The organism is Rhizobium esperanzae, from assembly GCF_002204185.1.
Classification (GTDB): Bacteria; Pseudomonadota; Alphaproteobacteria; order Rhizobiales; family Rhizobiaceae; genus Rhizobium; species Rhizobium esperanzae.
On record NZ_MXPU01000003.1, the window covers coordinates 99025 to 111928 of the forward strand.

The 12904-nt window shown below is 60.5% G+C and carries 12 protein-coding genes; 4 read left to right on the plus strand and 8 right to left on the minus strand.

Annotated features, from left to right (window positions below):
- Position 1: 1 nt before the first annotated feature.
- A complete protein-coding gene (locus tag B5E41_RS04875) occupies positions 2–1750 on the minus strand; it encodes a hypothetical protein (protein ID WP_088391522.1) in 1749 nt (582 codons plus the stop codon).
- A gap of 144 nt (positions 1751–1894) precedes the next feature.
- Here B5E41_RS04875 and B5E41_RS04880 point away from each other — a divergent pair, with 144 nt between their 5' ends.
- From B5E41_RS04880 to B5E41_RS04890, 3 genes are read left to right on the plus strand one after another with little or no spacing between them, the layout of a single operon-like run.
- Positions 1895–2998 (plus strand): inositol-3-phosphate synthase, encoded by a 1104-nt coding sequence (locus B5E41_RS04880; protein ID WP_085859969.1) that lies wholly within the window; start codon positions 1895–1897, stop codon positions 2996–2998.
- Entirely contained in the window at positions 2995–3594 is a 600-nt protein-coding gene (locus B5E41_RS04885; RefSeq protein ID WP_088391524.1) for a histidine phosphatase family protein, read from the plus strand. Before B5E41_RS04880 ends, B5E41_RS04885 begins: the two co-directional genes overlap by 4 nt.
- Positions 3595–3626: 32 nt before the next feature.
- The gene (locus B5E41_RS04890; protein WP_088391526.1) at positions 3627–4601 is read left to right on the plus strand and encodes a beta-xylosidase; all 975 of its coding nucleotides are present in this window, start codon (positions 3627–3629) and stop codon (positions 4599–4601) included.
- On the opposite strand, the gene B5E41_RS04895 is transcribed toward B5E41_RS04890, so the two are convergent.
- From B5E41_RS04895 to B5E41_RS04910, 4 genes are all read right to left on the minus strand, one after another.
- Positions 4575–5876, minus strand: a complete 1302-nt coding sequence (locus B5E41_RS04895) for a Coenzyme F420 hydrogenase/dehydrogenase, beta subunit C-terminal domain (RefSeq protein ID WP_088391528.1) — start codon at positions 5874–5876, stop codon at positions 4575–4577. The genes B5E41_RS04890 and B5E41_RS04895 overlap by 27 nt on opposite strands.
- A gap of 115 nt (positions 5877–5991) precedes the next feature.
- Positions 5992–7053 carry a polysaccharide pyruvyl transferase family protein gene (locus B5E41_RS04900; RefSeq protein WP_088391530.1) on the minus strand — a complete coding sequence of 354 codons (1062 nt, stop codon included), beginning with the start codon at positions 7051–7053 and terminating at the stop codon, positions 5992–5994.
- Positions 7054–7260: 207 nt separating this feature from the next.
- A complete protein-coding gene (gene ilvC / locus B5E41_RS04905; RefSeq protein ID WP_004668557.1) occupies positions 7261–8280 on the minus strand; it encodes a ketol-acid reductoisomerase in 1020 nt (339 codons plus the stop codon).
- A 50-nt stretch (positions 8281–8330) separates the two neighbouring features.
- Complete coding sequence (locus tag B5E41_RS04910; protein WP_176439340.1) at positions 8331–9002, minus strand: TetR/AcrR family transcriptional regulator C-terminal domain-containing protein; 672 nt, start codon at positions 9000–9002, stop codon at positions 8331–8333.
- A 181-nt stretch (positions 9003–9183) separates the two neighbouring features.
- On the opposite strand from B5E41_RS04910, the gene B5E41_RS04915 reads away from it, so the two are divergent.
- A complete protein-coding gene (locus B5E41_RS04915; protein ID WP_088391989.1) occupies positions 9184–9642 on the plus strand; it encodes a hypothetical protein in 459 nt (152 codons plus the stop codon).
- A gap of 28 nt (positions 9643–9670) precedes the next feature.
- On the opposite strand, the gene B5E41_RS04920 is transcribed toward B5E41_RS04915, so the two are convergent.
- The 3 genes from B5E41_RS04920 to B5E41_RS04930 form a co-directional block, all read right to left on the minus strand.
- Complete coding sequence (locus tag B5E41_RS04920) at positions 9671–11302, minus strand: FGGY-family carbohydrate kinase (protein WP_088391991.1); 1632 nt, start codon at positions 11300–11302, stop codon at positions 9671–9673.
- A 151-nt stretch (positions 11303–11453) separates the two neighbouring features.
- Complete coding sequence (locus B5E41_RS04925; RefSeq protein WP_088391532.1) at positions 11454–12170, minus strand: HAD family hydrolase; 717 nt, start codon at positions 12168–12170, stop codon at positions 11454–11456.
- A gap of 3 nt (positions 12171–12173) precedes the next feature.
- Entirely contained in the window at positions 12174–12902 is a 729-nt protein-coding gene (locus B5E41_RS04930) for a glycerophosphodiester phosphodiesterase family protein (RefSeq protein ID WP_088391993.1), read from the minus strand.
- Positions 12903–12904: the final 2 nt, after the last annotated feature.

Sequence of the window (12904 nt, forward strand, 5' to 3'; positions counted from 1 at the left end):
GTCAGGGTCCGATCAATTGCCGCAGGCGGTCCAGGTAACGTTTGATGGTATTTTCAATGCGGTCCGCCTCGGCGCCATCGACGCTGGCCCTGGCCTGCGACCACAGGCCTATCTGAAAACCGAGATAGCAGGGCTCAAAAAACTTGAGCACATCGTCCCGCAGATCGCAGTCCGCTTCCCGACTGATGAGATCGGCAAGACGATCGCGCTCCTTGCTCGAGAATTCGAATTCCACGCAGGCACCCACGACGTCCCAGGCAATGTCCTGGCACCCGATCAGATCATGGGCCGCATTGTGGTCGAGCGCATCCGTCTTCATGATGCGCCCGGTGGTGGTCGTCAGCCATTCCCATGAGTGAAGCCGGTTGTCCGTATCGACCCGTCGCAATCGTCCGGCTAGCCGCTCGGGCGTGCCTATCATGCACGTCAATTTTTCCGCCATGTCCGATCCCCCCGCTTCCGCAATATTGAAAACAGCCATCTCATACAGTTTCTGAATCGACGCGCCGCCGTTTCGTGCCGGGAGGTGACGGGCACGAAAACCGAGATAACAACCGAGGTGATCGACGATGTCGCGCCTGCTTGCACCGCTATGGTCGAGGGGTGTTCCATCCAGCCACTCCTCGACAATGAATCCGTAACAGGTGCCGGCAATCCTAGGAATAAAGCCGGCTTCGCTCAGCAAAGAGCCTCTTCTGGCCTTGTCCACGTCGCTCCCGCAAAGCCCGGCAAATTTGACAAGCCATGCCCCTCCTTCGGCTTCCATCAGGAATTTCCGTCTTTCCATCTGCATATAGCTCGGTGGCCAATGCGAAGGATCGCGATACCGAACATCGCGCCATGCGCCACCGGACAGGTCCCGCCACGACGAACGCTCGCCTCCGACAACATCGGCCGCCCATGTCTGCAGACGATGTTTAGGATCTTGGGCCTTCAGGGCAACATCGTCGAAGCTGACGACATGGCGTGGCCGATCTCGCCAACGGGTCCGATGCGGCTCGCTTGCATGCGGGCCCGGTTCACCTGTGTGGCTCGGGAAAAAGTGAAGCCGATCAGGCACCACGCCGTTCGCCTGCAACCAGTCCGCAACGCAGCCAAACGAGCTCCCCGACAGCCCCGGCCCTTCATCGACGATGGCGAAATCGGTGTCACGGTCGGCAAGAATGCGCTTGGAAAAAGCCGGTGTGACGCGTACGTGCCGCTCGAAGGGGTGACCAGTCGGGCGCAGCGAATAGGCCGGCTCGGCACCCAAGGCTGCCGAAACCAAGGCCGCGAGTCCGGTCCCGATGCTTCGTATCCCGATGACGACTGTTTTAGGCGTCAAATTTGAGATCGAAGCCGCCTCGATATAGCTCTCGGGATACAAAGCATAAAAGGCGTAGCCCTCGGCGCGCTTCATCCGCACCGGATCGGCACTGGCGAGAGATTCGAGTTTTGCTGCCCAATCCTCTGGAAAGGACAAAATGCCGATAAAACCGTTTCGCCACGATTGCATGATCGCTCGTGCCTGCATGCGCAGAAGTTTCGCACCTGCGTCCTGAAGCTCGGACATATCGTCCGCGCCTTTTCTCCCGAATTCCTGATCGGCCAATCCCTGAACCAGTTCTCCAGTCAGGATAAACGCTCGAATTAGCGTTTCGTGGCGCTGCCGGCTTGGCTGCATTTCGATGCACGCCATCATCATTCTTGAAATCGATGCGCGTACTGCTGCCGCGTTCTCGATGTGCTCGACATCGCCGTAGACCAGCATCCCGTTCTCCTTCTTTGCAGCGATGCCCGTCCGAGCTGGTTGGATCATCGTCAGACGCGACCGAAAAAAACGGGAAGGTCGGGAACCGTCGCAGTTCCCGCTTGTTAGCTTTGTAGATGCCTGAGCAAGCCCCTGGAGGGAACCATGCGTTCGAAATCCATTCGCGTTGGATTGGTGGGAGTTGGCAATTGCGCCTCGTCATTGGTTCAAGGACTTACCTACTATGATAACGCCCGGGAAAACGAGCCGGTTCCAGGCCTGATGCACATTGATCTCGGCGGATATCACGTACACGATATTGAGATATCCGCAGCCTTCGATGTTGCGGCTTCAAAGGTAGGGCGCGATGTCGCGGAAGCGATCTACGCCGAGCCAAACAACACGCAACGTTTCGCAGACGTCGCTCCGCTTGGCGTCGAGGTGAAACGCGGCAGGACGATGGATGGGATAGGGAAGTATCTTAAGGATCGGATCGAGGAATCGACGGAGCCGCCGGCGGACGTGGTGGAAATCCTCAGGCGAACCCGAACGGACGTGCTGGTTTCCTATCTTCCCGTTGGCTCGGAAGAAGCAACGAAGTGGTACGCCGAACAGGCACTGGCGGCGGGTTGCGCCTTTATCAATTGCATCCCGGTATTCATAGCCTCCAAACCGGAATGGCAGCAGAAGTTCGCTGCCCGAAAGCTGCCGATCATCGGCGACGATATCAAAAGCCAGGTGGGGGCAACGATCGTCCACCGAATGCTCGTCAATCTCTTCCGCGAACGGGGGGTCCGTGTGGATCGCACCTATCAGCTCAATTTCGGCGGAAACACAGATTTTCTCAATATGCTGGAGCGCGAGCGGCTGGAATCGAAGAAGATCTCCAAGACCCAGTCCGTCACCAGCCAGTTGGATATTCCGCTTCCTGCAGACGATGTCCATGTCGGACCAAGTGACCATGTCCCGTGGCTCACCGATCGGAAATGGGCTTATATCCGGCTCGAGGGCACCACTTTCGGCGGCGTGCCGCTCAACGCAGAGCTCAAGCTTGAGGTGTGGGACTCGCCTAATTCCGCCGGCGTGGTCATCGACGCAATACGCTGCGCGAAACTGGCCCTCGACCGGGGCTTGGGCGGAGCTCTGACAGGGCCGTCGAGCTATTTCATGAAATCGCCGCCGCAACAATTCACCGATTACGAGGCCCGCCGCCGAACGCAGAATTTTATTGATGACCAGGAGGATGTTCTGCGCGGAGCCGCGGAATGACGGCAACGTTCTTCCTGGTACGTCACGCCGCGCACGACAATGTCGGGAATTTCCTGGCGGGCCGTACAGCCGGTATCTCGCTTGGCGAAGCCGGCCGCTCGCAAGTTCAGCGTCTCGGGCAGAGGCTGCGGCGCGAGGACATCAATGAGATCTATACCAGCCCGCGCGAGCGAACACGGGAGACGGCAGAAGGTATCGCATCAGCCTGTGGCCTGTCTCTACCGCGAACCGACGATGCTTTGGACGAGGTGAATTTCGGCAACTGGTCCGGAAAGACGTTCGACGTTCTCAATGACGATCCCCTGTGGCGCCGCTGGAATAACACACGCAGCCTCACCCGCACCCCAGGAGGCGAGACCATGCTGGAGGTCCAGACCCGAATTTTCGGCCTTATGGAGAGCCTGACCAGCGGCGGGAATGAGAAGCGAATAGCTCTTGTGTCCCATGCCGATGTCATCAAGGCGGCTGTCAGTCATATTCTGGGACTGCCGCTCGATGCTTGGCCGAGATTTGATATTGCGCCCGCCTCGGTCACGACGGTTGTGATCGGCGGCTGGGGTGCAAAAGTGATGACGCTCAACGAAGTGACCTTGTAACCCGTTCGTTAAATCCTGCCCGGGGAATTCAAATGATTGAAGCTGCAATGATCTGGAACGAGCCGAACAACAAATCGCACTGGGATCCTGAGATCGATCCCGAATGGAGCCTGTTTGCGCAAATGGCAATCCTGGCGGCCGATGCCATCGCAGCCAAGAATCCGGAACTGACGAAGGTGCTCGGCGGAATATCCCCAATCGACCCTTTCTTCATCAGCCGCATGAAGAATTACGGCGTGCTCGATCACCTCGATGCCGTCGCGCTGCATGGTTTCCCGCTCGACTGGAACCTCTGGCAGATTCATGACTGGCCGGAGAAAATCAACGAAATACGCGCCGTCACCGATCTGCCGATCTGGGTCAGCGAAGTGGGCGTCTCGACCTTCGGCGCGGAGGAAGTGCAGTTGTGGGGCCTGCAAAGAACTGCCGAGTTGCTCAAGGGCAAAGTCGAGCGCTGCCAATGGTACAGCCTCTACGACCTCCCTCGATCATGGGAGGCAACAACGCGTCATCGCGAAGCCGAAGGCTCCTCCTATTACCGGCACTACTATATGGGCATTCTGCGCGAAGACGGGACGCCCAAACCGGCGCTTGAGGAGTTTGCCAAACACACGCCTGATTTCGGGCTGGTGCAATGGTTCCACTTTGATGACCCGCGGTTGGATGAGGCTGCTGCCTGGATGAGGCGGTTGGGCGTGAAATCTGTGCGCACCGGGCTTTCCTGGGCGGACCGATTCCGGCCCAATGCCCTCGAGTGGTTCGACCGACAGATGCAAGCCCTCGAAGATTTCGACGTAACGGTGACATTCTGCTTCACGCCGGAGCATAGAGGTATTGCGCCCCACCATACCAGTCCGCCCTTGGTGCCCGAAGAATTTGCCGGCTTCTGCGAAGAAATGGTCGAACGTTACGCCCCGCGCAGGGATAGCGGATATGCGTCGCGCGTTGCCAAGTCAGCAGCCCAAGTGCTGGGGCTTGAATCACGTGCGTCCCTCGGAGCCGGCTAAACCCAGGCTCTGGGCTATCCTGCCGATCGGCCCCCGGGAATAAGCGACTCCCTGATAACATGCCAAGGCAGCACGAGCCCACAGAATGTAAAGTCTGGGGCTGTGCAAGAAAACGGCGATCGCAAAGACGCGATGGCTCCAAAAGCTGATCCAATAGCGCATGATGTAGACCGCCATGCGCTGCCGAGACAGGCCATGGCTGCCGGCACGGACGCGTTTGCGCGGGCGCATACCCATACGCGGCCAGCTCAACCGGAATGCGAGGCCCTCGCGACGCTGACGGAACCCGGCGGCCTGTGTGGCTATAACAAAGTCGGAATCGACAGAAGACAGTGCGATCCTCTTCTCAGCGATCCCCGCGTGAATCGCATCCAGAAGTGCATTTGAGCGGACGATCACCACGTTCGTTCCTCTTCCATCAGAGGAGTAGGGCTCCTTCCAGGCATCCCCGAAAGCGATGTCGGCCGTTTCTGCAACGACGTCGTCGCAGAAATTGCAGGCGGAATTCTGGAAAAAGCCCGCACCCCAGTCCCCATCGACCAGATGCCACCAGTCTTGGGCGCACGTCTCTCCGTTTTCGAGTGTCAGCTGAGCCCGATACCAATTCGCAGGCCGATCCTGGGTTTTCTTCCGGTAGTCGAGCCGTTTAACCTTTCTGATGTCCTGCCCCATCTGCCATGCGAAGCTCTCGGCCATGCGCGCGCTTTTCATGTGGCCGCAAAACAGCCCAAGCGTGAAGGCAATTCGCTCTTTCAATACCGGGTCACCGGCACAGGCCAGTCGCACCGCCTTGATGAAACAGGGAATGCCGACCACGGCATACCGGCCCGGCGCCTCACGAATGGACTGAAGCACACCGGAAAGCTCGACAGGATAATATCGAGATTTGGCGCCTGCCTGGAGTTCCTGCAGATTGCGCGACAGCGAATAGTGAAACAGGCGTCCTTCCGATTGCGGATCATCGCTCTCCTTGACGTGAGCAACACAGTCGACAAGCCCCAGGCGCAGCAGTTCCGCCGCCATCCAGGTGACCATGCCACCGGAGCTGCCGTTCGAACGATATTCCCCTTCCTCGACATGGCCGACAAAAGCGGCCTCGAAACGCCCCAGTAGAGGGTCTCGATTTTTCGCACCGGCAAAATACTCGGCCGCCAATTCGTCCTCGTCCCGGGCCACCGGCGAAAACGGGCAAATTCGCGCAAATTCTTCATCACCGCCCTGCAACCACGTCTTCGGGCCTGCCGGTTTCATTTGCCCGTACCGGTCGAGAGCCATGTGCACATCAGGTTGCGCTGACCTTGCGACACAGGAGCCGCAGCCGATGCAGAAACCGGAGCCTGCAATATCCTTGGGAGCAATGCCCGGCGCGAGCCGATTCTTTTGATCGGAGCTATTGCAAGGCATGGCTGAGATAGGCGTTGGATCTATCGCGCAGGGAGGATATCCGCTGCGAAATACCCGTAGGAAGTGGATTACCGAGGATAACATCCAGATGCGACGGGGACGTATCTTCGGTCAGCACATGATGTTCGGCTCGGACGAGCTGCGTTAGATCGCGAAGCTTGTTGGAGCGGTAATCGGAGAGGACGCATGCAAACGGCTTCTCGTTGACAAGCGAGAACACGCATCCATGAAAGAAGTTCGTCACAACAGCCTTTGCTTCGGAAATGAATATGGCGAAGTCCTCGGGGCCGGCATCAATCCATTGCTCGTCGGCCCAATCATTCCGATAGCCGATGCTGACAAGCGGATAGTCCCGGTCTCCTGCCCACCGCCGCACTGCATCCTGAAACCACGTGGGGAAACTGTGCCCGTAGACGGCTATATAGGTTGCAGCCTCCCCGTCACCCCTGCTCGCGTTCATCGTCCGTGGAAATTGCAGGCACGGGTCGAGAACGAGTTCGGGCTCCAGTCCCAATGTTTCGTGGATGATCCGCTCCGAATGGAGGTCCCGCACCGAAATATGAGAAAACTTTCGCAGCTTTTCCGCCCACCCCTCCAGTCGCTCCGACAATGTCAGACTTCCAAACGTCGCGGCATAGGAGACAAGCCGCCTGCATCGCAGGCCTTCGCCGTAAAAAAGCGGATACCCGCCATACCAGGGATGGCGAAGGTTCCACACCTCGTCGCTGCCGACGACAATGAGCGGATAGTCGTTCATCGCGGCCGGGTTCTCCAAGGGAAAAGGCGATGAAAGAGGTAAGCTGGCAAACGAGTGAAAGAATTTCCGGATCTTCGCTTTGTAGAGCGGGTAGTCTTCCCTTGGCGTTGCGGCAGGAAGCAGCGGTTGCAGCGCGCATTGCCATTCCGCGCGGTTCACGCGATCGGACATGTGTTCCAGGAGAACGGCTTCTACTCCCATGGACGCGAGGCCTTCGGCCAGACAGCGTGCCTGCCAATAGGAGCCATAATTTATGCAGCGATGAAAGGTAAGAATTCCGGTCTTAGACATCTGATCCCTGAAGCAGATCGAATAGATCCCACTAACCGACCAGCCCCAGTTCCGTTCCCAACAAACCGAAGCTCGCCTCCTGGTCCGGGAGCAGCTTTCTTCAGCATGTCGCAATGAATCAAATAACCCCCGGCTCAGCCGGGGGTTATGAGCAGTCTGGAGGCTGGAGCTTTTACCCCGACCTCCCGTTTAAGCTAGCGAAACAGCTTAGTTGACCGACTTGTCGACCAGCTTGTTCTTGCCGATCCAGGGCATCATGCCGCGCAGCTTGGCGCCGACTTCCTCGATCTGATGGCTGTCGTTGTTGCGGCGGATGCCCTTGAAGCGGGCCGCACCCGACCGGTATTCCTGCATCCATTCAGAGGTGAACTTGCCGGTCTGGATGTCCTTGAGGACGCGCTTCATCTCAGCCTTGGTTTCTTCGGTGATGATGCGCGGACCGGTGACGTATTCGCCCCACTCGGCCGTGTTGGAGATCGAGTAGTTCATGTTGGCGATGCCGCCTTCATAGATCAGATCGACGATCAGCTTCACTTCATGCAGGCATTCGAAATAGGCCATTTCAGGCGCATAACCGGCTTCGGTGAGCGTTTCGAAACCGGCGCGGATGAGCTCGACGAGGCCGCCGCAGAGAACGACCTGTTCGCCGAAGAGGTCGGTTTCGCACTCTTCGCGGAAGTTGGTTTCGATGATGCCGGAACGGCCGCCGCCGACGCCGCAGGCGTAGGAAAGAGCGAGTTCAAGCGCGTTGCCAGAAGCGTTCTGGTGAACGGCAACGAGGCAGGGAACGCCGCCGCCCTTCTGGTATTCGCCGCGAACCGTGTGGCCCGGGCCCTTCGGCGCGATCATGACGACGTCGACCGAAGCCTTCGGCTCGATCAGGCCGAAGTGAACGTTGAGGCCGTGAGCAAAGGCGATGGCAGCGCCGTCGCGGATGTTCGGAGCGATGTCGGCCTTGTAGATGTCAGCCTGCAGCTCGTCAGGCGTCGCCATCATCATCAGGTCGGCCCAGCCGGCGGCTTCGGCAACCGTCATCACCTTGAAGCCATCGGCTTCGGCCTTCTTGACTGTGGGCGAACCGGCCTTGAGAGCGATAACGAGGTTCTGGGCGCCGCTGTCCTTCAGGTTCAGCGCATGGGCGCGGCCCTGCGAGCCGTAGCCGATGACGGCGACTTTCTTGGCCTTGATGAGGTTGAGATCGGCATCACGATCGTAATAGACGCGCATTTGAAGTTCCTTCCCTTGTGCTTGTCCTGTTGACTGTCATTAAGGCGAAATCAGCCGAGAACCGGCATCTCCGCCAGAACCTTCTCCGTGCCGTAAAGCCGGAGGAAGGCGGTCACCGCCCTCTCCGCCTGGCGCGCGGTATCCTTGAGGCCCGGTTCGCCGAGCAGCATGCGTACATGCAGGTCGGACACAACAAGGCCGTAAAGCGTGTGATAGGCTTCGTCGGCATCGGAAAAACGCAGCAGACCTGCCCTCTTGCCGGCATCGATCAGCGCCATGGCGCGCCGGTCGATCTGGCGGCGCCCGCGTTCCAGCAGCAATTTGCCGAGCTTCGAGCCGTCGCGGTTCGCCTCCGTCTTGTTGATTTGTCCGATCGCCAGTCGGTTCAGCGCCAGCGAGACGTCGCCTGCGAGCACCTCCAGCAGGTCGCGCGCGAAAATGACGACATGGTCGTGCAGGCTCGCCGCCGTCAGCCTTTCGCCGTTGCGCTCGAAAGTGCGCACCTTGCTCGCCTGATAGGCGATCATTGCCGAGAGCAGCCCGTCGCGGTCGCCGAACCACTTGTAGAGGCTCTCTTTCGAGCAATTGGCAGCGCGCGCAACACCCGAGGTCGTCAGCGCTTTCTCGCCGCCATCAACGAGCAGCCGCAGCGCCTGCTCCAGAACGGCGTTTTGGCGCGACGAAAATTCGCTCGGCTCTGCGGTATCGACGGACACGGTCATGGCTCCCACGTACGTACCGTACGGTACGGTTCGCGGACTTTATGCGGCAATCCGATCGGGCCGTCAAGCAGGCCCGGCAGATTTTTATACGGGAAAGGCCGGTGCCGCACCAGAATTGGATAGGCGGACGCCGGATTGAGATTGCATAATGCTGCAGAATGTCATTTGCCGGGAGCCTTCCATGTCGCGTCTATCTGCTGCCCTTCTCTTAGCCGGAGTGATGCTCCTGGCAACGACGCCCTTCACCGGCCGCGCCGCCGCACAGTCGGAGAATGAGGTCTATAACCGCATCGAGGAATTGCACGGCAATGCCGCGGGCTTCGACCGGCCGCTGCGCCAGCTTGTTCTGGCCATGCGCTCCGGCGCCGCCGAGACCATCGCCGGCCTTGCTGAATATCCGCTGAGCGTAAAGGCAGATGGCGAAACCCATGATGTCGAAAACGCCGAGGATTTCATCGAGAATTTCGACGATCTGGTGACTCCGGAGACCCGCAGCGCGGTCGGGCGCCAGCAATATGAGGATCTCTTCGTCAACAGCGAGGGCGTCATGCTCGCAAATGGCGCCGTCTGGATGGGTGCAGTCTGCGACGACAACGCCTGCGAGGAAAGCCATTGGGCGATCATCGCCATCAACAATTAGCCCCGACGCGCTTGTGGCGCAGCAGTATTCAGCCATCGCTGCGAAGCTTGCGCGCCAGCGTCTGAAGCTCCTTGAAGGCTTCGTAGCGCTTGCGGTGGAGATCCGAAATCTCACCCTCAGACGGCTTAAAGCGTGTTTCCACCCTGGTGAGCTCGCTCATCGCCGCGCGCACATCGGCGAATTGCCGGCCGGCGACGGCCCCGAGGATGGCCGCCCCGAGCAGCACCGGTTCCTCGGCCTTCGTCGCGACCACCGGCTTGCCGCTCGCATCGGCAAGCACCTGGCGGACGAAATCATGCTGGCCGGCGCCACCGCTGATGACGATGTTTTCGACGGTGACGCCCGCCTCGGCCTGCGTTTCGATGATCTGTCTGAGGCCGTAGCCGATGCCGCAAAGCCCGGCGACGTACAGCGAGACGAGGCTGTCGACATCCCGCTCCATGCCGAGACCGGCGATAACAGCCCGGGCATGCGGATCGGCAAAGGGCGCGCGGTTGCCGAGGAATTCGGGAACGACATGCAGCCCGGCCGCCAGCCTGACGGCATCGGAGGCACGGCCCGCCTTGCCGGCGGCCATGTCGGCAAGCAGGACCGGCAGCGCAACGCCGGCGCTCCTGGCGAGCTCCTTCGCCTCTCCGGCCGCCGGATGAAAGGAGAGAAGGTGGTCGATCGCCGCGCCGGCGGCACTTTGGCCACCCTCGTTCAGCCAGAGCCCCGGCACCATCGCCGAATAGTAAGGTCCCCAGACGCCGGAAACGAAAGACGGTTCCGCCGTCGAGGTCATCGTGCAGGAGGACGTCCCGAAGACATAGGCAAGATTGGCCTGCGGATCGGCGCCGACGGTGCCGACGCCGCCGGCATGGGCATCGATCAGCCCGGCCGCGACGGCCGTGCCCGGTACCAGGCCGAGCTCTTCGGCCGCAGCCGCGTTCAGTCCCTCGCCAAGCGCCGAACCCGGCTCGACGATGGAGGTGCCGATGCGGGCAAAGCCTTCGTCTGCCAGCACGCCAAGGCCGATCTGATGGAAATAGCTGCCGTCCCAGCGCTTCTCATGGGCGAGATAGGTCCACTTGCAGGTGACCGTGCAGGTCGAGCGCGAGAGGTCGCCGGTCGCCCGCCAGGTGAGGAAATCCGCAAGGTCGAAGAATTGCCAGGCGGCGTCGAACACCTGGGGGCGGTTGTCCCTGAGCCAGAGAAGCTTGGGGGTTTCCATCTCGGGCGAGATGCGGCCGCCGACATAGCGCAGCACATCATGCCCGAAGGCGTTGATGCGCTCCGCCTGCGGGACGGCACGGTGGTCCATCCACACGATGATGTCCCGTTCCGGGTCTTCCGAAGGCCCGACGGGCAGCGGCTTGCCGCCTTTGCCGAGAACGACGAGCGAGCAGGTGGCGTCGAAGCCCAGTCCGACCACCGAAGCCGGGTCGACGCCGGCTGCGGCAACCGTCTCCCGCACAGCGGCGCAAACGGCGCGCCAGATCTCGCTGCTCGATTGCTCGACGATGGAACCGGCCTCATGAAACAGGCTGATATTGCGCTTGGCGGAGGTCAGCATGCTGCCGGCCATATCGAACAGGCCCGCCCGGGCGCTGCCGGTGCCGACATCGACGCCGATGACATATCTGGCATCCGCCTCCGGTGTGTGGAATGTGTCGCTCATGGTCTCTCGCTTCAGATCGCCTGCGATCGGGTTGATGGGCAGTTTCAGCCGGATTTCAAACTCTATGTCCGGAAAGATCGCCTCCAGGGAGGCTGACATTACGCAGTCGCGGCGCCATGGCAAGGGAGGCCAACGCGCTGGGCAGATGCCGTCACAGCCTCCTCCCGACATTTTCGAGAATGGCGGTGAGCTCCCCCGCCCCTGTCGCAACGGCGGCCGCTCCGGCGGCGTCGAGCACCGCGCGGCGGCCGGGCCTCGGATCGGCCGGATCAACGAATCCGATGGCCGTCATGCCTGCGGCGATTGCCGACGCCACGCCATGGACACTGTCGTCGATCATGACTGACTTGCCCGGACGGGCCCGGAAGCGCTCGGCGCAATGCAACAGCAGGTCGGGTGCCGGCTTCGGCCGCGAGACAGCTTCGGCGCTGAACACGTCCTCGGCGAAGGCGCTCCAGAGATCGAGCTTGCCGAGGCTGTTGCGCAGCCGCCGCATCGTGCTGTTCGAGGCGACGCATTTCGGACGGTCGAGGTTGTTGACGACCTCGGCAATGCCGGCAATCGGCTTCAGCGAACGGGCGAACTCCTGGAACAGATGGAGATGCCACCTCTCGAACAGCGCCTCGACATCGCTGATTGCGTATTCGCGCCGGCACATCTCAGCGATGACGCTTTCCGAATTGCCGGTGAATTTGACATGAGCCTCCGCCGCGCTGATCGCAATACCGGCGCCTTGCAGCGTTTCCGCGAGCGTGCGGCTGGCGATCGGCTCGCTGTCGATCAGCACGCCGTCGCAATCGAAGATCACGAGGTCGATGCTGTCCATGGCGCCTCGCGTGCCGGGATGATCGATGCGGCTATCGAGCATGCCTCACCTCCGCGCCTGCAGGGCGAGATCCGGCCGGTCCGTGGTGATCTGCCGGATCGGTTTGGCAAGCCAGTATTCGAGATCGCTCATTTCGTTGGGAACCCAGGCGCCGAGCCGGTCGAGCGGCACGAGTTGGGTGATCTCGTCCCACTTCGCCTGGAGCAGCGATTTTTCGATTGCGATAATATCCGAGCACTGCTTTATCAGGCAGAGGCCGCTCGCAAGGCCGGGGCGCTCGGCCGACTTGGCGTCGAAGGACGACAGGGTGCGAATTCCGGGAGCGGCCCTGCGAATATCGGCAAGCACGTCGGGATGAAAGCTCGTCAGGATCGAGCGCTCCTTTAGACCAAGCCGCTCGACGGCGGCGAACGCCTTGGCGGCCAGGCCCTCGTAAGGCGTGCCATCGGCATGGGTCTTCAGTTCGATATGAAGCTCGAGCGGCGTGGCCGTGAAGATGGCAAGGACCTCTTCCAGCGTCGGGATCGCCTCCCCGTCGCTGTCCTTGAGACGGATTTCACGATGTTTTCCGGGTTCGATATCTGCGACCAGGCCGCGCGCATCCGTCGTGCGCTCCAGCGTCGGGTCGTGAATGACGAGCATTTCGTCCGAGCGCGTCAGGTGGATGTCGAATTCCACGCCATCGACCGGCATTTGCGCAAGTTTGCGGAAGCCCGAAAGACTGTTCTCAGGCCAGAGATTGCGGCCACCACGGTGGCCGATGATATGCACCATCG